Source organism: Bacillus sp. PAMC28748 (assembly GCF_014250415.1).
Classification (GTDB): domain Bacteria; phylum Bacillota; class Bacilli; order Bacillales; family Bacillaceae; genus Bacillus; species Bacillus licheniformis.
Map to the genome: position 1 here is coordinate 3732610 of NZ_CP060192.1, position 23485 is coordinate 3756094.

Below are 23485 nucleotides of genomic sequence, written 5' to 3' on the forward strand. Positions count from 1 at the left end.
AGCATGATTTCTGCAAGTATGCGCCTTGCTTCGTTTTAGGTTTTCAGCTTGAATTATTATATGATGAATTCATCCCCATGCGCAAACTTGCATATGCGGACGCTTCGTTTGAAAAAACAGCCGCTAACACAACGTGATAACGGCGCGGCGTTTTAGAGTTCAACTCTCTACATTTTATCACAATAAGCCTTTGATGCTCAAATGGAAGCCCTGTATCAATGATCCCTAGCGGCAATCATATCGCAGAACTCGTACATAAGCTCTTTTTCAAGCGGAAGCTCTGAAATCAGCTGTTTTGCTTTTTCAATATGTTCATCAAGTTTTTGGCTGGCGCCCTCAAGCGAAAGGAGCGACGGATACGTCGACTTTCCGTTTGAAGCGTCGGATCCGATCCGTTTGCCGATCTTATCCTCCGAGCCTTCAAGGTCCAAAATGTCATCTCTGATCTGAAAGCCGATGCCGATATGATGGCTGAATTCGCGCAGCTTTTCGATCTCTTTTTCAGATGCATCTGCAAGAATGGCTCCCGCAATGACGCTGAAGCTGAGGAGTTTAGCCGTTTTTCCTTCGTGGATTCGCTGCAGTTCATCAAGAGATACAGACTTTGATTCCGCTTCCATATCTAAAATCTGACCGCCGACCATGCCTTCGGCCCCCGCTGCCGAAATCAGCTCGTTCACCAGTCTGATGCGCTTTTCAGCGGATACATCAGAAGGCATATTGGAAGTGATCATTTTGAAGCTTTCGGTTAATAAGGCGTCTCCCGCGAGAATGGCCGTCGCCTCCCCGTAAATTTTGTGGTTTGTCGGCTTACCTCTTCTGAGGTCATCGTCATCCATACAAGGGAGGTCGTCATGGATTAATGAATACGTATGGATCATTTCAACCGCGCATCCGACTGGAATTCCGGCTTCTTCGTCTTTTCCGTACGCATGAAGAAGCGCAAGAACCAATATCGGTCTCAGCCGTTTCCCCCCGGCTTCCAATGAGTACAGCATGGATTCCTTGAGGATGGACGGCGCTTGCAAGTCTTTAATATACATCGGAAGGCGCTCTTCAATTACTGTTTTTCTCGATTTTAAAAATCCTTCAAGTTTACCGGTCACCTTTTTCCTCCTCCCGAACACTGAAAGGAGCTAATTCCCCGTTTTCCCGCAAAATGAAGTCCATCTGTTTTTCGACATTTTGCAGTTTTTCGTGGCATATTTTCGAAAGAGCCATCCCCTCCTGGAAATAGTCGATCGCCTTTTCCAAAGGCACGTCCCCTTCTTCAAGCTTTGATACGATCTGTTCCAAACCTTTCATCGCCTCTTCAAATGTCAGGTCATCCCGGTTTGTTTTGTTTTCTTCAGCCATTTGTTTCGCCTCTCTTTTGCAGTACCTCACAGGTCAGCGTCCCATCGTTTAATGTGACGCGGATCTCGTCTTTTTCATGAACCTGTTCAATACTTTTAATCAATTCGTTTTCTTTATATGTCAAACTGTACCCTCTTTCCATCACTTGGAGAGGGCTTAATGCATTCAGTTTACCAAGAACCGTTTGAAACTGCGAGTGAATCTGCTTCAGCTGCACTTTCATATTCCGCTTCAGCCGGACTGTTTGCTCTTCATGCCTTTTTCGCGCTTGTTTAAGCTGCTCCTCGGGATGAAGCATCTCCAGCTTGTATGTCTGTTCGTTCAGTTTTTGTTTTTTGCGGTCGACGGTCATCGCCAGCTGTTTTTGGAAACGGTCGAATATCAGGTCGAATTCCTGTTCCTTTTGGGCATATAGCCGCTTCGGGTATCGGAAGGCATAGGAGGACTGAAGGTTTTTCACCCGCTCCTGCCGCTTTTTTAAGTCCTGCTGCATCGATTTTGTCATTCTCGCTTCGAGCGTTTTCAGACGCTCCAGCAAATCAAGCATATTAGGTACGGCCAGTTCGGCCGCTCCTGTCGGGGTTGCCGCGCGCAAATCGGCGACAAAATCGCTGATTGTAAAATCCGTTTCATGCCCGACGGCAGAAATGATCGGAATGTCAGAAGAAAAAATGGCCCTGGCGACGGCCTCTTCGTTAAATGCCCACAGCTCTTCGATCGATCCTCCTCCTCGACCGACGATTAATACATCGCATAAGTCTCTGCGGTTAGCCTCTTCAATGCTGCTTACGATGGACTCGCCCGCGTTTACTCCTTGAACGAGCGTAGGAAGGACGATCACTTTTACAAGGGGATATCTTCTTTTAATGGTGGTGATCACATCGCGTACAGCCGCTCCAGTTGGAGACGTGACAACACCGACGACGGATGGGAACGCGGGGATGGGTTTCTTGTATTTTTCATCAAATAAGCCTTCTTGCGATAGCTTTTTCTTAAGTTCCTCATACGCGAGATGAAGCGCACCTATGCCGTCCGGCTGGATTTCTTTTGCATAAAGCTGATAGCTGCCGCTCGGTTCATATACCGAAATGCCGCCTCTCACCAATACTTTCATCCCGTTTTCAGGGGTAAAGGCGAGATTCCTGTTTTGTCTGGCGAACATGACGGATTGGATGCGGGCGTTATCATCTTTCAGTGTGAAATAAATATGGCCTCTGCTATGTATTTTAACATTTGACAGCTCGCCCTTGATCCAAATATCTTCAAGATGAGGGTCCACGTCAAATTTGCGCTTAATATATTTTGTCAAAGCCGTGACCGTGACAAATGATATTTCACTCATGGCACAGTCTCCTTTCTAAGAAGGCACAAGAACGTTCATCCGCCGGCGCGAGACCAGGCGGATGAACGGCTGTACATTAAAGTTGAATTGTACGCTTCGCTGATTTAACCGTGTTGTGGGCCAGCATTGTAATCGTCATCGGACCGACACCGCCCGGTACAGGTGTAATATAGGAAGCCTTTTCCTTCGCTTCTTCAAAATCGACATCACCGGCGAGCTTTCCGTTGTCAAGGCGGTTGACGCCGACATCGATGACGACGGCTCCCTCTTTAATTTGATCCGCTTTGATGAAATTCGCCTTTCCGACAGCGACAATCAGAATGTCGGCTTTTTTTGTATGAGCCGTAATGTCGGCCGTTCTTGAATGGCAGTACGTAACGGTTGCGTTTTCGTTCAAGAGCAGCTGCCCTACCGGCTTTCCGACGATATTGCTTCGTCCGACGACAACAACCTCTTTTCCCGACAGGTCAATCTCGGTTTTCTTTAAAAGCTCCACGATCCCCGCAGGCGTGCAAGGCAGAAACGTATCTTCGCCAAGCAGCATCTTCCCTACGTTTAATGGATGAAAACCGTCAACATCTTTCTCAGGGGATATTCTCTCGATCACCGCTTGTTCGGAAATATGATCCGGAAGAGGCAGCTGGACAAGAATTCCGTGAAAGTCGTCATTTTGATTGTACTGGTCAATCACTTCAAGAAGCTCCTGTTCAGTGAAGCTTGCATCGAAATGATCCAGCTGAAAACGAATCCCCATTGCTTCAGCTGCTTTTTTCTTTCCCCGTACATATGAAAGAGACGCCGGATCATCACCAATTAAAATAACGGCCAGTCCCGGGGTAACTCCTTGTTTTTTCAGCTCTTCAACTTCCTTGGCCAGCTGCCCGCGCTTTTCCTTTGCTGTTTCTTTCCCGTCAATGATGGTTGCTGTCATTTGCTCTCCTCCTAGATTATTCAAGATCGGATTTAATGTTAGAAAGAACACCGTTTACAAACTTCGCCGACTTGTCATCACCAAATTGCTTTGCCAGTTCAATCGCTTCATTCATAGAGACGTTGACAGGTATGTCATCTAAAAAGATCATTTCGTAGGCGGACAAACGCAAAATCGCGCGGTCGACATTCGCCAGCCTGTCAAGCTTCCAATTGACGAGATGCCGCTTGATCATCTCATCGATTTTCTCTTTGTTCTCTAAGACCCCGTAAACGAGCTGTTCGAAAAAAGCATCGCTTTCCTGCCCGTCCAAGGCATGCTGCATCGCTTCATTCGGTTCTATATCACTGACATCAATCTGGAATAGTGACTGCAAAGCCTTTTCTCTTGCTGTTCTTCTTTTCATTCTTTCTTTTTCTCCTTTTACCCTCTTTGCTGCTTGCCGTTTAAGCCACAAAGAGATCATATCATATTTTTAGTCTTTCCGCATGCAAAAATCGCGGTTTTATCGTCAATAACCGAATAATAAGGAACAATCGTTTATTATCATTCGTTTTTCGAACTTCTCAACAAACTCTCCGGTTCATCTTATTTTTGATCGATATCGGCGGAAAGATGCTTTTAAACGTCATTTTTTAAAACGGAACATGAAAAAACCAAAGGGCCGTCATTCCCCTTGGTTCTTCCACTTCACCGCACTACATCTCTTGATCGATTTCCACCTCGTGCGTTTTTGAATCGAATTGAATGCCAACGATGTGAATATTGATTTCATTAATCGAAAGAGCTGTCATATTGAGAAGCGTCTGGCGGATATTATCCTGAACGGCATTCGCAACTTTAGGAATCGACACGCCAAACATCATCACGCAATAAACATCAATGATAATTCCGTCATCGGACAAATCAACTTTGACGCCTTTGCCGTGATTCTTTTTTCCAAACCGTTCTACGACACCTGTCGCAAAATTGCCGCGCATTTCAGCTACGCCTTCAACTTCGGAAGCTGCGATTCCGGCAATGACTTCAATCACTTCCGGAGCGATTTCCACTTTTCCCAAATGATTGTCTTCATGGCTCATTTCCAATAAGCTGTTGTCGTCTTTCAATATGTTCACCTCCGTTAAAATTACGACCCCATTACATCATATATTTCTAAAAACTTCGTATTAAATTCTCCGCTTACGAATGTTTCGTGCTCAAGCAGCTTCAGATGGAACGGTATCGTCGTATGAACGCCTTCGATGACGAATTCGCTCAGCGCTCTTTTCATCCTTGAAACAGCTTCTTCCCTCGTCTTTCCGTAAGTGATGACTTTGGCAATCATGCTGTCGTAATAAGGGGGAATCGAGTATCCCGGATAAGCCGCGGAGTCCACTCTGACGCCGAGCCCTCCCGGAGGCAGATACATCTCGATTTTTCCCGGAGAAGGCATGAAGTTTTTCTCAGGGTTTTCCGCATTAATCCGGCATTCGATTGCCCATCCGTTAAAGGTGACTTCATCCTGGGTGAGGGTTAATTTTTCGCCTGACGCCACTCTGATCTGCTCTTTAATCAAATCAACGCCCGTCACCATCTCTGTCACCGGATGCTCAACCTGAATGCGCGTGTTCATTTCCATAAAGTAGAACTTCTGCTCGCGGTAATCGTAAATAAATTCTACCGTTCCCGCTCCCGTGTACTTCACGGCTTCAGCCGCTTTGACAGCGGCCTGCCCCATCTGCTCCCTGATTCCTTCATCCAGAGCAGGTGAAGGGGTTTCTTCAAGCAGCTTTTGGAGCCTTCTTTGGATTGAGCAGTCGCGTTCCCCCAAATGAATCGTGTTTCCGTGTGTGTCTGCAAGCACTTGGATTTCGACGTGTCTGAAATCTTCAATGTATTTTTCAATGTACACACCCGGGTTGCCGAAAGCGGTGGCAGCTTCCTGCTGAGTGATTTTAATGCCGTTGATCAGCTCTTCTTCCGTCCGGGCGACCCTGATTCCTTTTCCGCCGCCCCCGGCAGTTGCCTTTATAATGACAGGATACCCTATATCGCGGGCCAATGAAACCGCATCTTCAATATCTTCAATAATTCCTTTGGAGCCCGGTACGATCGGAACACCGGCCTGCTGCATTGTTTCCCTTGCAACATCCTTTGTCCCCATCTTGGAAATCGCGTCTGCTGTCGGCCCGACAAAGGTTACATTTACCTCTTCGCAAAGCTCGGCAAAATCGGCGTTTTCTGCCAGGAAGCCGTAGCCGGGGTGAATCGCATCAGCACCGGTCATTTTGGCGACGCTGACGATGTTCGTTATATTCAAGTAGCTGTCTTTTGAAAGCTTAGGTCCGATGCAAAATGCTTCATCAGCCATCTGAACATGGAGCGCCTCTCTGTCGGCCTCGGAAAAGACGGCTACCGTTTCAATCCCCAGTTCTTTACAAGCTCTGATAATCCTGACAGCAATTTCTCCCCTGTTCGCAATTAATAGCTTTTTGATCATCTTATTGCTCCTTACTCTGCTTTTACTAAAAATAAAGGTTGTCCGTATTCAACCAGCTGGCCGTTTTCAACTAATACTTCAACGATCTCGCCTTTCACTTCGGCTTCGATCTCATTGAAGAGCTTCATCGCTTCCACAATGCAGACGACAGAGGACTCTGTTACCTTCGAGCCGACTGTTACGTAAGGGTCGGCTTCAGGCGAAGAAGATGCATAAAACGTTCCAACCATCGGAGAGGTGATCTTGTGGAAGTTTCCGCCTTCTTTTGCCGCTTCTTCTTTTGCAGGCGCATCCTGAACAGGCGCTTGCTTGGCCTGAGCTTCCGGAGCCGGTGCCTGAACAGGCGCCGCAGCCACTTGCTGAATGGTTTGCACGGTTCCGCTTTGTTTTTTCAGTTCAACCTTCGATCCTTCGTTTTCGTATGTAAATTCATTTATCGAAGATTCATCAATTAATTTTATCAACTGTCTGATTTCATCAATGTTTAACATGCTATCGCACTCCTAATGAAAAAGATTTTACGCATTTATCAGTTAGTACTAAAAGTACATACTATATTCATCTTACAGGAGAGGAATGCCGAATTCAACTACAATCATGGACGCCCTGCACCAACAGGGGCCTTAGGCATAAAAAAATCCCGCTTTTTGCAAGCGGGATAGGTTTAATCTGCTGGCTCGAACGTTACAGCCACATCGTTTAAGTTTTTCACTTCTTTTGCGACGATGTCGATGATATCGGTGGCAGCGGCTTTCGAGTGCTCCTTCGCCTTCACCGTAATATTGACTTTATCGCCGTCGGCGTTGACCAAGGCGTCTTTATAGCCTTTTGTTTTGATGAGGGTTTCAAGGGTCTTTTCCGTTCCTTCAGCTTCGCTGAGCTCTGTCATCTTGTCGTAAGCTTCGCTTTTTTCTTTTGCCGTCGCTTTATCGCTTCTGACGATTTCGGTTAATTCCTCCCTCTCCCTGCTGCGCTGATCGTCCATTTCCATGCGGTATGTTGTGAATAAATCTTCATCACCCGATGATTCCTCTGTGACAACCTCTCCGTTCTGCTCACTCGCAGACGTTTCTTTATCTTTTGTATCTTTCCCTTCAGTTTTGTCTTTAGCAGGCGCGGTATCATCTTTGCCATCCTTGGCAGGCTCTTCTTTCATCGGTTTTTCTTTTTCAGCGGCAACTTGTTCCTTGTCATCAACCGTGACGACATTTTCTCCTTCGGGCGACATAATGTAGTAGACACTCAGTACAACGACGAGACTTAACATGGTTAAAAGCCAAACCGTTTGTTTTTTCAGCATCATTTATGAATCCTCCTTCATTTTTTTAGGGGCAACAGCGACGCGGTGGCTCGGAACATCAAGAACCCTTGTCACTGCTTCAATAATGGTCTTTTTTATTTGAACGTTGTCGACTCCCTGAGCGACAACGAGAACACCCCTGATATCGGGCTTTTTCGTCTGAACGACGACAGGCGTCTCTTTATCTCCGTTTTTGATGATGACGATTTCTTCGTCTGAAGACATTTCAGACACCGTCCGCTTGCCTCCCTGTTTATCTGTCTCATTCGTTGAAGTTTCCTGGGTTTTTCTGTTTTTCTCGAATATTTTCAATGAGGTTGCATCAACATTGACGACGATTGACACGTCCTCAACGCCGATGATGGTTTCCAATATGTCTTTGAGCTGATTTTCATATTCCTGTTCGTAATCTTGGATCGATTCCTTCGGTTTGTCATCTGAGGCGGGCTTGAACACTTCTTTTTCTCCTTCACCGCTCTGTACGGTGCTTTCAGACGTAGCTTTTTGTGAAGCCGCCGGCTGATCTGCCGCTGGCTCTTGGGAAGGTTCGGAAGAGAAGATCTGGCTGACGAGCATGAAGGAAACGCCGAGAACAAAAAGCAGCAGAAAGTAGTGATATTTCGTCAGCTTTTTTCCGTCTTTCTCGTCTTTCGGGAGCAGGTGGCCGATCAGCTTTTCGATCCAGGTTCTTTTATTCATTGCCGCTTCGTTCTCCCCCTTCGATATGAACTGTAATCTTGTCGGGGCTTATTTCCCAGATGCCTGCTAGCTGTTCTCTGACTTCCCCCGTCTCTTTCTTTTCTCTTTCCTGCATGGACTGGTAGCTCCGGTCCGTATTGATCTCGACAGGAGCGACGGCTTGGACCGTTTTTTCCGATGCTGGTTTCAAGAATACCGAGACTTCCGCATGCTTACTGAGGTCTTTCTCTGTTTTCAGCTGGCTGTCAGAAGAGACCTCGACTCGGTCTATCTTGTATTTGTCGCTTGTAAACCTGCCCTCTGCGTTCTTTTCCAATTGAACAGCCATCTGTTCTAAGATATATGCTTGTTGTGAGGCTTGTATTTCTTTTTTTTCTGAATTCAGCTGATTTTTTATTTCGTTTGACTGAACTTGTCCGTTTTTTGTAAGCTTCTCAAAAATCACATCCGGATCTGTCCTGAATAAAGAGAAGATCGGGTTCAGTATTACAACGATCAAGAGCAGGCTGATCACCATTTTCGCGTATTTTTGCATGCTCGAATTCGGCAGAAGCATATCGATGACGATCGCCATCAGAATAAATAGAATAATATTCGTGAGCCACTCTGTCAGAAATTCCATCTCATCCCTCCCTACTTCATCATCATCGTCAGATTCCCCGCTGTAATGATCACGGTTAAGCTTAAGAAAAACATCAGCGAAACGATGGCCATGGCCGCGAAAATGTAGATGACGCTTTTGCTGATGACATCCAGGCAGCTGATAACCGGGCCGCCTCCGAGAGGCTGGAGAACCGCCGCGGCAATTTTGTATATGAGCGCGAGGGAAAGGATTTTGATCGCGGGAAAGGCTGCGATGCAAATTAAGATTGCCACACCGAGTATCCCGACGGTGTTTTTCAGCAGGAGAGACGCGCTGATCACCGTGTCTGTCGCTTCGGTAAACATGCGGCCCAATACGGGGATGAAGTTTCCGGTAATGAATTTTGCCGTCCGCAAAGTAATGCCGTCCGTCACTGCGGCTGAGGCGCCCTGAACCGAGATGACACCGAGGAATACGGTCAAAAATGCAGCCAGCGTGCCGATCGCCGCATTTCTGAGGAGCTGGGCCAGCTGTGTGACTTTATATTGGTCCGTCATCGTGCTGACAATGCTTAAAATCGCTGATAAAAATAAAAGCGGCAACACGATATATTGGATAAACAAGCCGCTCGTGTTCATGAGAAAAAGAATGACCGGATGAAAGAATGCGGCTGAGGCGGCTCCCCCCGAAGTCGCCATCAGCGCCAGAAGCAGAGGTACGAGCGACAGGATAAAGCTTGTCATCGTCTGAATCGCTTCATTCGCATATGTGACGGCAACCCGAAAGCTGTTGAGCGCAAGAATAATCAGCACCATGTAGACAATTGCATACGCCACTTTGCTGACGGTGCTTTGTTGAAACGCGTTTTGCAAAAGCTGAAGCAGGACGCAGAAGATGGTCAACAGGATCAGCGTCCCCAGCAGTTTCCCGTTAGCCAGCACTTCATGGAACAAGTAGGAAAACAGCGCTTTGCCCCATTCCTCAGGCGAAAAGTGCTTTTCTCCTTTGACAAATTCAAGCAGGCTTCCTTTTTGACTTTCGGGAAGGTGTCCCCCATACTCTGTCAAAATGTTGTTCCAGAACTCCCCGACCCGGTCAAGTTCCAAACCTTCAGCCTGCTCTCTTGCAATGGCTTCTGCCGATTCTTCTGCGGCGGTTTCCCCAGCCGGCTCCGCTTCTTTTGGCGAAGCTTGTACATTATGCGCTCCAAAGCATACGATTCCGATGACCAAGAGCCAGAACAGAAAACGCTTCACTCAGGAAATCCTCCTTTCTGACTAAGACATGGAAGGGATGAGTCCGATGATCGTTTCGATAATCACGGTTAAAATAGGCACAGCCATGACTAAGATGAGGATTTTGCCTGCCAATTCGATCTTCGAAGCAATCGCACCCTGTCCGGCATCCTTTGTCAGCTGGGCGCCAAACTCCGCAATATAAGCAATCCCGATAATCTTCAAAATCGTTTCGACATACATCATGTTGATGTTGGCATTGGCAGCTATTTTTTCAATCATCCGAATGATTTCGTAGACCTGATCTACTAAGAATAAAAAAATCGTGCAGCCGGCAAAAACGACAATCAAAAAAGCAAACGTCGGTTTTTGCTCTTTCACAATCAAGCTGAGGAAGGTGGCGATCATTCCCAGTCCTACGATTTGAACGATTTCAATGAGTGAGCCCCCCTATCCTTGAAATAGAAAGACAGCTTTTATCTTTTGGAATAGATCATCGACAACAGTTGCCACCATGAACAATATATAAATGAATCCTAAAAGCGTGACCCATTGGGCATATTCCTTCTTCCCCATTTGATCCAGTATGGTGTGAAGAAAAGCGACGACGATCCCGACGCCGGCAATTTGAAAAATAATATTTACGTCTACTCCCATTTCGTGTATGCTCCCCTCTTCATTACATCAATAGAAGAATCAGTAGCAGTCCCGTCAAAAATCCAAGGCTTTTGACCATTTTTTCATTTTTCGCCTGGGCGAGATTTGCTTCAGCTTCCTCTGTCTCTAAATGGGTTAACGCCAGTTTGATATGTTTTTGCTGAGAAATCAGATCATGACGGCCCAGCGTTTCGCCGAATTGCCGTAAAATCTCGTATTCTTTCTTTTTAAGAGCCGTTTCGGGCCATACTTTCTCCAGGCTGTCTTCCCATGCCGTCCCTGCTGAAGCGCTGCCTTTTTCAAGCTGTTCTGCAAATGTCTGAAACAAAGAGGCTACCGGCTCGGTAAGCTGGTGTGCGATCTGTTTTGATGCCTGACGGAGCGGTGTATGCCCGTACATGATTTCAGCCTCCAAAGACTGCAAAGCGGCCAACAGCTGGCGGATTTGCTTCGGCCTTTCCCTGAAAGGCTTCGCCATTTCAAATCCTGTCCATGTGGCTGCTGCCAAAATAAGCACGGCACCTAAAAGCTTCAGCATGATAACATCCTCTTTGCTGCCCCGAGCGGCTCTCCGTTCCCATTTAGGATGCGGCTCAGGCTGCCGGGACCGTTCTTTCTGGAAAGTTCCACGATTCGCTCAAAAACCCGGTGCTCTTGAAGCATTTTCAATGATGGACGCCTGGCGAGATCTGCATATGTGTAGCCGTGAGCCGAAACGATGACAGTCACCCCCGCGTGGACCGCTTCCAAGAGCGCTTCTGCGTCTTCCATTCTCCCGATCTCATCGGCGATCATTACCTCCGGACTCATCGATCTGATCATCATCATCAGCCCTTCCGCTTTTGGACAGGCGTCAAGGATGTCTGCCCGGTCGCCGAGCCGATATTGCGGTATGCCGTTTACACAGCCTGCGATTTCAGACCTTTCGTCAACAATCCCCACTTTTTTGGCAGGGGCGTTGCCGCTTCCCGAACTGATCAGCCTGGCGAGGTCTCTGAGCAGTGTTGTTTTTCCGGTTTGCGGCGGACCGATAATCAGCGTGTTCAGCCACGAGTTTTGAAATAAATGGGGGACATACGGTTTGGAAATGCCGATTTTTTCTTTGGCAATGCGAATATTAAATGATGATATTTCTCTGATTCCTTTGACGGCCCCGTTTTCGACGACAACCCGGCCGGCAAGCCCCACGCGGTGTCCGCCTCTGATCGTGACATATCCTTTTTTCAATTCCTCTTCCAGTGTATACATGCTGTAATTTCCCAATCTGTTTAAAAGAAGCGCCGAGTCTTCAGGCGTCGCCACATAAGGGAGAAAGCGCGGCTTTCCTTTGTTCACCAGTTCCAGCGGACGACTTGTCCGAACCCGAATTTCTTCTATCTGATCGATTTCATGGTCGCCAAGACCGCTGAGCGCGCGTTTGATCGTATCGGGGAGAATCTCTGTGATGTGGTGCAAAAACACTCCCTCCTCTTTTTGCTTGTCTTCTATAAAAATGTATGATCAAAGGAAGACATTATGACAAGTCGCCCTCTCTTATCATGTGTCGCTATTTATAGATCCCCGCGATGATCAAAACCACTCCCATAAAGATCAAAATCAGCTTTGCGTAAGAAAGCTGCCCTGCAATCTGATAGATGCCGATTGTCATTGTAATAATAAAGATGAGCGGCCCGACCATGGCCAGTACGCTGTTGACCGCCACAGCTTTTCTGACGTCGTTTGTCAAAAGCATCACAACAGCCGCCGTCAGTTCGATCAAAGATGATACCACCCTTAACGCCGCCATTGTCAAAACCGTCGGATTGACTTGTCCAAAGAAAAGCTTCATGATCTTAAACCTCCAGTAACACTTCCTCTTTTTTTACACTCTATGCTCTCCTTTGAAAAAGTAGTCTTCCGATTTTTCTATTTGGCATGTGAGAGGTAAAAGATTTCAGACAGCAAAAAAAGAGCCGGCTTCAATGAAGCCGGCTCTTTCCCGCTGTTACCTTTATGCTCTTGATACGTAAGAACCGTCAGAAGTATTGACAACAAGCGTATCTCCTTCGTTTACGAAGAATGGCACGTTGACGACAAGGCCTGTTTCTGTTTTTGCTGGTTTTGTTCCGCCTGAGGCTGTGTCGCCTTTAATGCCCGGTTCTGTTTCAACAACTTTCAGTTCGACCGTGTTCGGAAGTTCGATTCCAATCGTCTCTGTCTGATACATCATGATCTGAACAGACATATTTTCAAGCAGGAATTTGAGCTCGTGTTCGATTTGCTTCTCGTTCAGCTCAAGCTGCTCGTAAGATGTCGTATCCATAAAAACGTGCTGATCGCCGTTGGCATACAAGTACTGCATCGTTTTTGTTTCAATTTGGGCGCGGGCCACTTTTTCACCTGCGCGGAATGTTTTTTCCTGAATCGCACCTGTGCGAAGATTTCTCAATTTTGAGCGGACAAATGCCGCGCCTTTTCCCGGCTTAACGTGCTGGAAGTCAACAACGCGCCAAATCCCTCCGTCTACTTCAATCGTTAAACCTGTGCGAAAATCGTTTACTGAAATCATGATTATCCTCCTATTGCTCCAATCAAACGGATTATAAAATAATTAAATCTTTCGCGGAATGGGTAAGGGATTCGTTTCCTTCCTCTGTCAGGACAATATCATCTTCTATCCTGACCCCGCCTTTGCCCGGTATGTAAATTCCCGGTTCAACCGTTACAACCATGCCTTTTTCAAGCATCTGGTCAGAACGTGCTGAAAGCGCCGGACTTTCATGAACTTCCATGCCGAGGCCATGGCCTGTTGAATGGCCGAAATAATCGCCGTAGCCTTGTGAAGATATGTAGTCCCTTGTGTATGCGTCAGCCTGTTTCCCGGTGATTCCCGGCTTGATGCTCCGCATGCCGATAGCCTGCGCCTCAAACACGGTTTGATAAATGCGTTTCAGCTCATCATCCGGCTCTCCTACCGCGACTGTACGCGTAATGTCCGAGCAGTAACCTTTATAGTAAGCCCCAAAGTCCAGCGTCACAAGGTCGCCTTTCTCGATCGCTTTGCCGCTTGCCACTCCGTGCGGCAGACTTGAGCGTACGCCTGACGCCACGATCATATCGAAGGACGAATGATCGGCTCCCTGGCTCCGCATGTAAAACTCGAGCTCATTGGCGACTTCAATTTCGGTGATGCCGGGCTTGATGACCGTCAGAATATGGCTGAATGCATCATCTGCAATCTTTGCAGCTTCCTTTAATATCTTAATCTCTTCACTTGACTTAATCAAGCGCAACTTTTCCACAGATTGAGAAACGGGAACGAGTTCAGCTGCGCCAAGCTGCTCTTTGTAGGCGGCATACGTTCCGTATGTCATTTTATCCTGTTCAAAACCGATTTTGTTTATCCCCATCTCTTTGATCACTTCGGCGGTCTTTTGAACGATTCCGCCGGCATGCTGAACGATGTCAAAGCTTTTGATTTGATCCTTCGCCTGTTCTGTATAGCGGAAATCCGTAATAAAGACTGCTTGATCGTCTGAGATGACCGCCAGTCCTGAAGATCCGGTAAATCCGGTGATGTACCGCAAATTAACGCCGCTCGTCACCAATATACCGTCAATGCCTAAACCGCCGAAAAGCTCTCTCAATTTGTTTAGTTTCATTGTCCACTAGTCCCCCTATTTGTTATTTGTGTTCATAAAATAAGAGATGGCCAGCTTATAACCTTCAAAGCCGAGTCCGGTGATCTGGCCTCTTGCAACCGGAGCGATGACCGAGCGGTGCCGGAACTCTTCCCTTGCATGAGGATTTGAAAGATGAACCTCAATCACCGGTATGCTGATTGCAGCCACCGCATCGCGGAGGGCATAGCTGTAATGCGAGAAAGCCCCCGGATTCAAGACGATTCCATCGTATTGCTCCTCTGCCTCATGAAGAGCATCAATCAGGTCCCCTTCGTGGTTTGACTGAAAAAAAGTCAATTCTGTCTGAATGCCTTCGGCAAATTGAAAAAGTCTTTGTTCCAAATCGGTTAATGTGTCTGTCCCGTATACATCGGGTTCGCGTTTTCCAAGCCGGTTTAAATTCGGTCCGTTCAAAATTAAAATATGCGGCAACTCTGCCTCCCCCTTCTCATCACGCAAAAAAATGTCCACTTACAGTGAACATTTTATCATATTGCTTCCTGATCAGGCACTATTCTCTTGTTTCTCCAAGGGCGCGCGTCAGTTTTTCAGAATTGAGCTCATTGTATTCAAACGAAATGGAATAGCCGACGAATAAACCGTAAAGCAGATAAATGCACAGCGTCGTCACAATCGTTTCCCTCTTTAATTCAGCCACTGTCTGAACATCGGGAAACATCGGATTGAACAGGTAAAACACGACAGCCCACAAAACGGCTCCATAGACAATGCCTGCCCACATGCCTCTGACCTGCTTCAAAGTGCCGTAGTAAAGCAAGGCAGCCCCGATGGAAATCACTCCGATCAAGAGTATGCTGATAAACGTTCCGAGAAATCCGTTTTTCCAGTCGCCGATGACAAAAGGCTGGAGAATCATGTTCGCATTGACCTCGGAGAACTTAAAAAGGTACGCCAGCTCACCGAGTGCACTCCAGAGCACTCCGCCGACAAAGCCAGTCATGATCACCCTTCCGGTGAAAGTCATCGGGGTTTCACGCTTATTCTGCTCAAGCTCTTCCGGCTGTTTTTGATTGTCTTCATTACCCATACAGTCCAGATCACCTCCATTTCCAGTATGTCCAAAAACAGCCGCGGCAACATCAGCTTTCCCAGATTTTTAAAATCCGAGTGTAAAAAGCATGAAAAAGGGTATACTTTAATTAGATTTGGCTTTGTAAGAGGTTCGAATTTCTTAAATTTTTGAGCCCGTCAATCTAGAGGTTTCAGCGTTTTTCCTGTACAATAGGTGTAAGGAAATGGTTAATGTACTCATAGATTGATACAGATAGGTTGATGCAAATGTCAAATCAAACAAAACAGCCCGCATACGGAGGGCAGGCTGTCGTCGAAGGCGTCATGTTCGGCGGCAGGCGCCATTATGTAACCGCGATCCGCAGAAAAGACGGAAGCATTGAATTTTTCAAGCTGCCTCGGAAAACCAATCCGACGCTTGAAAAATTAAAGAAAATTCCTTTTCTCAGAGGGATTATCGCGATTGTTGAAGCGAGCGCTAACGGCACCAAGCACTTGAATTTTTCGAGCGAACGCTATGACCTCGACCCTTCTTTAGACGATCAATTGAAAGAAGAGAAGCCGTCCAATCTGACAATGATTTTTGGTCTCGCCGCAGTCGGCGTCCTGTCTTTTTTGTTCGGCAAGTTTATTTTTACGCTCGTGCCCGTTTTTTTAGCGGAGCTCACCCGTCCGGTCTTTCAGTCGGACGTCGCGCAGATTATGATCGAAAGCTTCTTTAAGCTGCTCCTTCTCCTAAGCTATATTTACGCTATATCATGCACTCCTTTTATTAAAAGAGTTTTTCAATATCACGGAGCAGAACACAAGGTCATAAACTGTTACGAGCAAAATCTGCCGGTCACGGTTGAAAACGTTCAGCGGCAGTCAAGACTGCACTACCGTTGCGGAAGCAGCTTTATTCTATTCACCGTCATCGTGGGCATGTTTGTTTACTTGCTTGTTCCTACTGACCCTCTCTGGGTTCGTATTTTGAATAGACTCGCACTGATACCCGTCGTTCTCGGCATTTCATTTGAAGTCCTGCAGCTGACAAACAAACTGAGAGACATCCCTGTATTGAAGGCGCTCGGCTACCCGGGCTTATGGCTGCAGCTTTTAACAACGAAAGAGCCGTCTGACGATCAGGTGGAAGTGGCAATCGCAAGCTTCAATGAGCTTCTTCATATGGAAACCAAAGCAGAGGACGAACAGAAGGAACCTTCTAATATCGTAATGTAATGTAACGAATTGGTTAATTTTTTGGGAGGTGGACAGTTATGAAGCAACGCGTACATCCTGTCTCAGCTTTAATTATTGCGTTTGGAATTTTTGGGTTTGTTTATTTCGCCGTCACAAGTCCGGGCCGCCTGCTCCAATACTTGCTTGTTTTTGCCGCGGTCGGCGCCATCATTTATTTCGTGATCAGGCGCATTTCCAATCGCAATATGGGCAGTGAGGGAGCCGCTTTTAAGAAAGCAGCCAAACAATCCAACAAGCGTTTTCAGGATCATAAAAAACGCTCTGTAAAAGGCAGGGTCAATCACCTGAGAAGCGTACCGTCTATCAATAAATCGAAGCCGGTATTGGTGAAGAAAAAAAGCCAGACCCAGCTGACAGTGATTGAAGGCAAAAAAAGCAAAAAGAAAAACAGGGCTTTCTTTTAAAACGTCCACTGTTTCAAAAATAATTCTGTTCGTTTTTTTCCTAGCTCGATTAGAGCTAGTTTTTTTTCTGCCGACATCGCGAATTCAGTCGACAAAACTTCCTCAACAGGCAAAAAAATGATGTTCCGCTCATGTTTCGTGGCAATGTGCCTGGCGTCATGCGCCTCTTTCATCGTCTCAAACAGCGCCCCGAACAGCTCGAACGCATTTTTAATCGTTTTCTTCGGCCTCTCTTTTTCATTGGGCATCAGCGTGATGCCCAATACCGGCCGTTTTTTTTCTGTTGTAAACAGCCACATCGGAAAATTGCTCAGAACTCCGCCGTCTACGACGACGCTGATTCCGAGAGGTGACTTGAGCTTCACCGGCTCAAAAAAATAAGGGATGCTGCAGCTCATCCGGACCGCCCTGGCGACGGAAAATCGCCCTGGATTCAAACCGTACCTGTTTAAATCGTCAGGCAGCACAAGCATCTTGCCGTTCGATAAGTCGGAAGCGATCAACTTCAGCTTTCCCTGTTCAAGATCCCCGAACACTGAAATGCCCTTCGCTTTCAACTTTTCGGAAATCCAGTTTTCCAATTTATCTCCTTTATATAAACCGAGCCGCCAATAAATCGATGCCCATTGCAGCAATTTCAAAGGCAAGAGTGAAAACCTCGGGTCAAGGAGCTCGCTTTCATTTAATTCCTCCATCATTTGGCGGATCTCCGCGCTTGTATAGCCGGCCGCGATAAATGAGGCAATGATCGAACCGGCGCTCGTTCCGGCCAGCCTTTTAAATCGGAAGCCCCGTTTTTCAAGCGCTTCGTATGCTCCCACAAGCGCAACCCCTTTCATGCCGCCGCCTGAAAAAACCCCGTCGATGTACATCGCGATCTCCCCCCCTTAAAAGATGGCTCTACATCATTTTAAGAAACGGACAGAAAAAAAAGACCATGAGACAACGAGCGGCATCCGGAAAAAATGATACGAAAAGAAAAAAACCGCCGTTACCCAGCGGCTTCAGCGTGTCGACAAACCCTCGCATTCGTTGTCAGGCCTGCGCGTCGGTGCTCACGAATTCCAACATTCGCTCCGCTCCGATGCTCGGCCTTCCTAGACTGCAAGGGTTTTCAATAACGCTGAAAGGGATGACAAAATCCCAAAACAAAAAGTCGTTTTGGGATTTGTCAACAATCTGAAACCGCCGTTACCCGGCGGCTTTTATTGATTTTCCTGTTCGTTTCTTTTTTGGACGCTTCTCAAATCGTCGATTCTTTTGCTGTCGTCTTCAAAATACTGCACAAGATCTCCGATACGGTCAATGCTGTTCCAGCTTAAATGATGTTCGATTCCTTCAACATCATCATAAATTTTCTCTTCGTCAACACCAATGATTCGTAAAAACTGCTCCAATAATTCATGTCTGTATACTAAACGCTTGCCTATTTTCTTTCCTTTAGGCGTCAGCACGAGGCCGCGATACTTTTCATAAATCAAATATTCGTCTTTATCGAGTTTTTGAACCATTTTTGTAACCGAGGAGGGATGGACGGCCAGAGCTTCGGCTATATCTGAGACTCTTGCATATCCTTTTTCTTCAATCAGCATATAAATTTGTTCTATGTAATCTTCCATACTCGGTGTTGTCATCGAATCCCTCCAAATTACACCTATTCAAATCATAACAAGTTTACACTATGTGCATGCAAAAAACAAGCAACAGGATAACGTTTTCACCCGATTACCTTCTATAATTCCATTCATCTGTCGCATACTTCGTCCTGGCGAGATCTTCGACAAATTCCGTTTCCTCTTCCGTCAGTTCATAAGGCTCCAAATGAATGTTAAGCCCTTTTTCAAACCCTTTTTTAAAAGCTTCGCTCGCTTCTTCAATCGTGACTTTTTCTTTCGTCAGCTCATTGATGGCGACCGCTTTTTGTTTGAAGTTTCTCTGCATGCGCTCTCTGAGGCGGTCATTTTTGTAAATAAACAAATCAAAGAGCTTGTCCTCATCCAGATCAAGAAGGATCGAACCGTGCTGAAGAATGACTCCTTTCTGCCTTGTCTGGGCGCTTCCTGCGACCTTTCTGCCTTCGACAACGAGCTCGTACCACGACGGGGCGTCAAAGCAGACGGAAGATCTCGGGTTTTTCAGACTCTGTTTCTCTTTTTCCGTTCTCGGTATGGCGAAATACGCATCAAGCTCCAGCTCTCTGAAGCCTTCAAGAATACCTTCAGAGATGACGCGGTACGCTTCCGTCACCGTCTTCGGCATTTCCGGGTGTTCTTCAGACACAATGACGCTGTAGGTCAGCTCTTGGTCATGAAGCACGCCTCTTCCTCCGGTCGGCCTTCTCACAAAGCCCAAACCGTGTTTTTTGACGGCATCCAGATTGATTTCCTTTTCGATATTTTGGAAATAGCCGACTGAAAGCGTTGGCGGATTCCAGCCGTAAAAGCGGATGGTCGGCGGAATCTTATTTTCGCTGTGCCAAAAAAGGAGCGCCTCGTCGAGCGCCATATTAAAAGCGGGATCCCGTCGTCCCGAATCGATAAAACGCCATGTTTCTTTTTCCATAACCTACCCTCTTTTTCTTTGGTATAAAATAAGTCTACCATTCCCTCTTAAAATTGAAAATAAATTCGGCGAATCAGATGACAGATTTCTGAGGCTTTACTATAATAGTACTTGTCTTAACATATCGTTAAAAATCTCCCGCATACTTACTTAGGCGGGACGAATTCAAAAAGGAGTCGGATCAGATTGTCTACCAGCAGCATTGTCGTTCTCTTGATTTGCGCCGCGCTCATCATCTACGCGGTCGCTTCATACATCTATCAGCAGCGCATTATGAAAACCTTGACAGAAGAAGAATTCCGGGCAGGCTATCGCAAAGCGCAGCTCATCGATGTGCGCGAGCCGAATGAGTATGAAGGCGGCCACATTTTGGGTGCGAGAAACATTCCGCTTTCACAGCTTAAGCAAAGAAAAAGCGAAATCCGGCCTGACAAACCGGTTTACCTGTACTGCCAAAACAACGTCAGAAGCGGAAGGGCCGCCCAAACGCTCCGCAAACACGGCTGTAAGGAGATTTACAACCTGAAAGGCGGGTTCAAAAAATGGGGCGGAAAAATTAAAACGAAAAATTAATAACCGAAGCTGTCTCTGCTATGGAAGGCTTCAGTTGAGTCCAGCATCCTAAAGCGGTTTAACGTTTTAGGATGTTTTTTTTGCATCCGGGAGGATTCGGGTGATGAGCGGTTATCCCTTTCCGGCAAAAATAAGCCGGCGAGATGGGTTCGCCGGCTTTGTTCGTTATTTTTTCAAGTCTTCGATTGAATTGACATCTTTCATATATGTCGGAACGACAAGGCCAATTTTTACGCCTGTCATGCTAGTACCGATATCTTCGTATTTGCCTTTGTATTTTTCAGCATATGTTTTATGCGTTTGCGGCAGCCATGCAGCAAGTGAAGCATCGACGCTTCCATTTGCAATGCCAGTCCACATCGGGCCTGCTTCTACTTGGCTGAGCGTAACGTTGTATCCTAAGTCTTCAAGAACTTTTGCGATGACATTCGTGCTCGCAATTTCGCTGTCCCATGCCACATAGCCGAGCTTAATTTTTTCACCGTCCGCTTTATCGACGCCTTTTGTCCATTTCTTAACTAGATCTTGATGTTTTTTCACGAAGTCTGCTGCAGCTTCTTCCGGTTTTTTGCCTTCCTGAACGGCAAGCATGACTTCTCCCATATCATCCTCTGTCCAGCTGAATTGGCTGAGCAGCTTGTTTGCGCCCGGATGGTCGTCCTTGAATCCTTTGCGCGTAACAGTATGGATTTCTTCGGCATCGCCGTAGGAACCTTTAGGATCTTTTAAATATTTCAGATCGTATTTTGCAAACATCCAATGCGGCGTCCAGCCCGTAATGATGATCGGATCTTTTTTGTCATAAGCTTTTTTCAATGCGGCTGTCATTGCTGAGCTTGATCCTGACGTTACAGTCCACTTGCTGAGATCGTAGTCCTTGAGCGCCTGGTCCGTCGCATTCATAATGCCCGCTCCAGGATCAATGCCGGTAATTTTATAATTGACTTGATCTCCTACTGACGCATTTTCATTATTATTGCTGCTTCCGCAGGCAGCCAGACCCAATGTGAGTACCGCTGCAGTGCCGATTCCCGCTATCTTTTTCCACATTATGCATTCCCCCTGCTCTTTTTCAATTTTATATTTTGTGTAACCCGGTCAAGTACGATCGCAATAATAACAATCGCAAGTCCGGTTTCTACACCGGTACCCGTTTGCAGCTGGGTCACAGCCCGGTAAACTTCTTCTCCGAGTCCGGGCGCGCCTACCATTGATGCAATAACGACCATTGACAAAGCAAGCATGATGCTTTGATTGATACCGGCCAGAATGGTTTTCGTCGCGAGCGGCAGCTGAACTTTAAAGAGCCGCTGGCTTGTCGTTGAACCAAATGCTTCTGTAGCTTCAATCAGATCTTCAGGCACCTGCTGGATCCCTAAGATCGTCATCCGGATTGTCGGAGGCATCGCAAAGATAACGGAAGCGACAACACCCGGCACAACCCCGATATTGAAAAAGAAGATGGCCGGAAGTAAATAAACGAATGCCGGCATTGTCTGCATTAAGTCAAGGATGGGCGTAACGACTCTCCGAACCGTTTTCTTTTGGGAGCCCCAGATTCCGACCGGAATGCCGATAATGACAGAAATCAGAACGGATGTGACGACAAGCGCCAATGTCTGGAGCATGGCGTCCCAATATCCTAAATAATCAATGATAAAAAATCCGATTAAAGTAAACAGCGCAATGCCTCTTTTGCTGATCAGCCAGACGAGCGCGGCAAAAATAACGGTCAACATAACCGGCGGAACAAAACCCAGCCCTTGGACAATCTCATCAACAAACGATTCCACTCCGCTGGCAATTCCGTTAAATACACCGCCGAACGACACCGTCAGCCAGTCAACAAACTGATCGATCCAATCGGCTAAAGGAATGCGGGGAAGCGATGATAAAGTAAACATTATCTCACCTCCTGAATAACAGCTTCATGGGCTGGTTCATGAGCATTAATATACCGGTCATTTCCGGCAAGCGCTCCGATTAATGCGCCTTTGACGATGATCCCTTTCATCCGCTGTTTTTCATCGACGACAGCAATCGGAATGCTGGCATCCGAGACCAATTCAAAGATATCCGTCAGGACAACATTCTCTTCTACGGTTGTGATTTCTCTTGAGATGACGCTCTCCAGCGTCTGGCTTTTTTCGGCTGCTTTCTTCGCTGTTTCAGCATCGACGGAGCCGAGGAGCCTATTGTGTTTGTCAACAGCATAAATCGAGGAGATCCCCAGGTTTTTCATCAGCGTCAGTGCAACGCGCGGCCCTTTGTCTACGCGCACGGTTTCAGCCCGTTTCATAATGTGGCCGGCCGTCAGCACTTTAGATAAGTCGACATCTTCAACGAATTTTTCAACATATTCGTTCGACGGGTTCATTAAGATCTCTTCCGGCGTACCGATTTGAACGATGTTTCCGTCTTTCATCAATGCGATTCGATCGCCGATTCTCAGCGCTTCATCAAGATCATGGGTGATGAAAATAATCGTTTTTCCTACTGATTCATGCAAATCGAGGAGTTCATCCTGCATATCCTTGCGAATCAGGGGGTCAAGCGCGCTGAACGCTTCGTCCATCAGCAGAATGTCCGGATCGTTCGTCAATGCGCGGGCAAGCCCGACGCGCTGCTGCATCCCGCCGCTCAGCTGATCCGGATATTGCTGTTCATACCCTTCAAGCCCGACAAGCTTTAATGATTCCATAGCTTTTAGCCGGCGTTTTCTTTTATCCACTTTTTGCAGTTCCAATCCGTACTCTGTGTTTTCAAGAATTGTTTTGTGCGGAAACAGAGCGAATTTTTGAAAGACCATGCTGATTTTTTTTCGGCGGATTTCCCGAAGCTGGTCTTTGGACATATTTGTTATCATGTCACCATCTATGTGCACATGTCCTGCAGTCGGTTCAATCAAACGGTTTAAAAGCCGCACCAAGGTTGATTTACCGCTCCCTGATAGACCCATGATGACAAATATCTCACCTTCATACACGCTAAAATCTGCTTGGTTCACCCCGACGGTCGCCCCGGTTTCTTTCAGAATTTCTTTTTTGGTTTTGCCATCGGCAAGCAGCTGCGTTGCTTTCTTTGTATTCTTTCCAAACACTTTGGACACTTTTTCTACTTTTATCTTGATTCGCTTTTCGTCTGAATTCATATTTCTCCTCCCGTATGAAGCAATCTAATATACCGTAACATTTATGTAACATATGAGACAAACGGCATATTCGCTATCATTTTGTATCATACCTTCATATTCATCGTTGTCACTCTCCACCCTTGCGAATCCTTCTAAATGCTCCATAATCCTCTTCTTTCAAGGTGAATTAAACCATTATCTCACTAGAAAACATTGAAACTATCGCGTTTTGCAAAGTAATTTTTATTTTTACTTTTAAATTTGATGAATTTACTATTTAATACGGGAGACA

Annotated in this window: 30 protein-coding genes; 3 read left to right on the top strand and 27 right to left on the bottom strand. The window is 46.5% G+C overall.

Translation table 11 applies throughout. The features are described 5' to 3' along the window. Positions 1-215: 215 nt before the first annotated feature. From H7F26_RS19230 to H7F26_RS19330, 21 genes are all read right to left on the bottom strand, one after another. Positions 216-1106, bottom strand: a complete 891-nt coding sequence (locus tag H7F26_RS19230; protein ID WP_003183374.1) for a polyprenyl synthetase family protein — start codon at positions 1104-1106, stop codon at positions 216-218. Continuing rightward, the gene (locus H7F26_RS19235) at positions 1096-1356 is read right to left on the bottom strand and encodes an exodeoxyribonuclease VII small subunit (protein WP_011198110.1); all 261 of its coding nucleotides are present in this window, start codon (positions 1354-1356) and stop codon (positions 1096-1098) included. Before H7F26_RS19235 ends, H7F26_RS19230 begins: the two co-directional genes overlap by 11 nt. After that, on the bottom strand, positions 1349-2698 hold the full coding sequence (xseA, locus tag H7F26_RS19240; RefSeq protein WP_003183378.1) for an exodeoxyribonuclease VII large subunit: 1350 nt from the start codon (positions 2696-2698) through the stop codon (positions 1349-1351). Before xseA ends, H7F26_RS19235 begins: the two co-directional genes overlap by 8 nt. Before the next feature lie 76 nt (positions 2699-2774). Further along, the gene (gene folD / locus H7F26_RS19245; RefSeq protein WP_003183381.1) at positions 2775-3629 is read right to left on the bottom strand and encodes a bifunctional methylenetetrahydrofolate dehydrogenase/methenyltetrahydrofolate cyclohydrolase FolD; all 855 of its coding nucleotides are present in this window, start codon (positions 3627-3629) and stop codon (positions 2775-2777) included. 16 nt (positions 3630-3645) lie between these two features. Next, positions 3646-4035, bottom strand: coding sequence for a transcription antitermination factor NusB (gene nusB / locus H7F26_RS19250; protein WP_003183384.1), 390 nt, complete (start codon positions 4033-4035; stop codon positions 3646-3648). A gap of 292 nt (positions 4036-4327) precedes the next feature. Continuing rightward, entirely contained in the window at positions 4328-4711 is a 384-nt protein-coding gene (locus H7F26_RS19255) for an Asp23/Gls24 family envelope stress response protein (protein WP_031314658.1), read from the bottom strand. Positions 4712-4758: 47 nt separating this feature from the next. Continuing rightward, positions 4759-6111: an acetyl-CoA carboxylase biotin carboxylase subunit gene (gene accC, locus H7F26_RS19260; protein WP_003183389.1), complete on the bottom strand. Its 1353-nt coding sequence runs from the start codon at positions 6109-6111 to the stop codon at positions 4759-4761. Positions 6112-6122: 11 nt separating this feature from the next. Next, the gene (accB, locus tag H7F26_RS19265; protein ID WP_003183390.1) at positions 6123-6602 is read right to left on the bottom strand and encodes an acetyl-CoA carboxylase biotin carboxyl carrier protein; all 480 of its coding nucleotides are present in this window, start codon (positions 6600-6602) and stop codon (positions 6123-6125) included. 173 nt (positions 6603-6775) lie between these two features. Beyond that, entirely contained in the window at positions 6776-7414 is a 639-nt protein-coding gene (locus H7F26_RS19270) for a SpoIIIAH-like family protein (protein WP_003183391.1), read from the bottom strand. Beyond that, a complete protein-coding gene (spoIIIAG, locus tag H7F26_RS19275; RefSeq protein ID WP_009327917.1) occupies positions 7415-8110 on the bottom strand; it encodes a stage III sporulation protein AG in 696 nt (231 codons plus the stop codon). Beyond that, on the bottom strand, positions 8103-8732 hold the full coding sequence (gene spoIIIAF / locus H7F26_RS19280) for a stage III sporulation protein AF (RefSeq protein ID WP_003183393.1): 630 nt from the start codon (positions 8730-8732) through the stop codon (positions 8103-8105). The genes spoIIIAG and spoIIIAF overlap by 8 nt, the downstream gene beginning before the upstream one ends. A gap of 11 nt (positions 8733-8743) precedes the next feature. Next, positions 8744-9949 (bottom strand): stage III sporulation protein AE, encoded by a 1206-nt coding sequence (gene spoIIIAE / locus H7F26_RS19285; RefSeq protein ID WP_003183394.1) that lies wholly within the window; start codon positions 9947-9949, stop codon positions 8744-8746. 21 nt (positions 9950-9970) lie between these two features. Then, on the bottom strand, positions 9971-10336 hold the full coding sequence (gene spoIIIAD / locus H7F26_RS19290) for a stage III sporulation protein AD (protein WP_003183395.1): 366 nt from the start codon (positions 10334-10336) through the stop codon (positions 9971-9973). Between the two features lie 42 nt (positions 10337-10378). Next, positions 10379-10585: a stage III sporulation protein AC gene (gene spoIIIAC, locus H7F26_RS19295; RefSeq protein ID WP_003183409.1), complete on the bottom strand. Its 207-nt coding sequence runs from the start codon at positions 10583-10585 to the stop codon at positions 10379-10381. 22 nt (positions 10586-10607) lie between these two features. Further along, the gene (spoIIIAB, locus tag H7F26_RS19300) at positions 10608-11123 is read right to left on the bottom strand and encodes a stage III sporulation protein SpoIIIAB (protein ID WP_003183410.1); all 516 of its coding nucleotides are present in this window, start codon (positions 11121-11123) and stop codon (positions 10608-10610) included. After that, positions 11117-12040: a stage III sporulation protein AA gene (gene spoIIIAA / locus H7F26_RS19305; RefSeq protein WP_003183411.1), complete on the bottom strand. Its 924-nt coding sequence runs from the start codon at positions 12038-12040 to the stop codon at positions 11117-11119. The genes spoIIIAB and spoIIIAA overlap by 7 nt, the downstream gene beginning before the upstream one ends. Positions 12041-12131: 91 nt before the next feature. Beyond that, a complete protein-coding gene (locus H7F26_RS19310) occupies positions 12132-12413 on the bottom strand; it encodes a YqhV family protein (protein WP_003183412.1) in 282 nt (93 codons plus the stop codon). Between the two features lie 162 nt (positions 12414-12575). Continuing rightward, complete coding sequence (gene efp / locus H7F26_RS19315) at positions 12576-13133, bottom strand: elongation factor P (RefSeq protein WP_003183413.1); 558 nt, start codon at positions 13131-13133, stop codon at positions 12576-12578. A 31-nt stretch (positions 13134-13164) separates the two neighbouring features. Then, positions 13165-14226: a M24 family metallopeptidase gene (locus H7F26_RS19320; RefSeq protein ID WP_003183414.1), complete on the bottom strand. Its 1062-nt coding sequence runs from the start codon at positions 14224-14226 to the stop codon at positions 13165-13167. Positions 14227-14241: 15 nt separating this feature from the next. After that, the gene (gene aroQ, locus H7F26_RS19325; protein ID WP_003183415.1) at positions 14242-14679 is read right to left on the bottom strand and encodes a type II 3-dehydroquinate dehydratase; all 438 of its coding nucleotides are present in this window, start codon (positions 14677-14679) and stop codon (positions 14242-14244) included. Positions 14680-14758: 79 nt separating this feature from the next. After that, positions 14759-15295, bottom strand: a complete 537-nt coding sequence (locus tag H7F26_RS19330) for a YqhR family membrane protein (RefSeq protein ID WP_003183417.1) — start codon at positions 15293-15295, stop codon at positions 14759-14761. A gap of 251 nt (positions 15296-15546) precedes the next feature. On the opposite strand from H7F26_RS19330, the gene H7F26_RS19335 reads away from it, so the two are divergent. Beyond that, positions 15547-16500 (top strand): DUF1385 domain-containing protein, encoded by a 954-nt coding sequence (locus H7F26_RS19335; RefSeq protein WP_003183418.1) that lies wholly within the window; start codon positions 15547-15549, stop codon positions 16498-16500. A gap of 38 nt (positions 16501-16538) precedes the next feature. Continuing rightward, positions 16539-16925, top strand: a complete 387-nt coding sequence (locus tag H7F26_RS19340; protein WP_003183421.1) for an SA1362 family protein — start codon at positions 16539-16541, stop codon at positions 16923-16925. Here H7F26_RS19340 and H7F26_RS19345 read toward each other — a convergent pair. The 3 genes from H7F26_RS19345 to H7F26_RS19355 all read right to left on the bottom strand — a co-directional run bounded on the left by H7F26_RS19345 (position 16922) and on the right by H7F26_RS19355 (position 19487). After that, positions 16922-17797: a patatin-like phospholipase family protein gene (locus tag H7F26_RS19345; protein ID WP_003183423.1), complete on the bottom strand. Its 876-nt coding sequence runs from the start codon at positions 17795-17797 to the stop codon at positions 16922-16924. The genes H7F26_RS19340 and H7F26_RS19345 overlap by 4 nt on opposite strands. Positions 17798-18130: 333 nt before the next feature. Then, on the bottom strand, positions 18131-18559 hold the full coding sequence (mntR, locus tag H7F26_RS19350; protein ID WP_003183427.1) for a transcriptional regulator MntR: 429 nt from the start codon (positions 18557-18559) through the stop codon (positions 18131-18133). A gap of 91 nt (positions 18560-18650) precedes the next feature. Continuing rightward, a complete protein-coding gene (locus tag H7F26_RS19355; RefSeq protein ID WP_003183428.1) occupies positions 18651-19487 on the bottom strand; it encodes a lipoate--protein ligase family protein in 837 nt (278 codons plus the stop codon). Between the two features lie 186 nt (positions 19488-19673). Between H7F26_RS19355 and H7F26_RS19360 the strand changes: the two genes are divergently transcribed. Then, positions 19674-20060, top strand: a complete 387-nt coding sequence (locus H7F26_RS19360; protein ID WP_003183429.1) for a rhodanese-like domain-containing protein — start codon at positions 19674-19676, stop codon at positions 20058-20060. A gap of 165 nt (positions 20061-20225) precedes the next feature. On the opposite strand, the gene H7F26_RS19365 is transcribed toward H7F26_RS19360, so the two are convergent. From H7F26_RS19365 to opuAA, 3 genes are read right to left on the bottom strand one after another with little or no spacing between them, the layout of a single operon-like run. Further along, positions 20226-21110, bottom strand: coding sequence for a glycine betaine ABC transporter substrate-binding protein (locus H7F26_RS19365; protein ID WP_003183430.1), 885 nt, complete (start codon positions 21108-21110; stop codon positions 20226-20228). Then, on the bottom strand, positions 21110-21964 hold the full coding sequence (locus H7F26_RS19370; protein WP_003183431.1) for an ABC transporter permease: 855 nt from the start codon (positions 21962-21964) through the stop codon (positions 21110-21112). Before H7F26_RS19370 ends, H7F26_RS19365 begins: the two co-directional genes overlap by 1 nt. Continuing rightward, positions 21964-23211 (bottom strand): glycine/proline betaine ABC transporter ATP-binding protein OpuAA, encoded by a 1248-nt coding sequence (gene opuAA, locus H7F26_RS19375; RefSeq protein WP_003183433.1) that lies wholly within the window; start codon positions 23209-23211, stop codon positions 21964-21966. The genes H7F26_RS19370 and opuAA overlap by 1 nt, the downstream gene beginning before the upstream one ends. Positions 23212-23485: the final 274 nt, after the last annotated feature.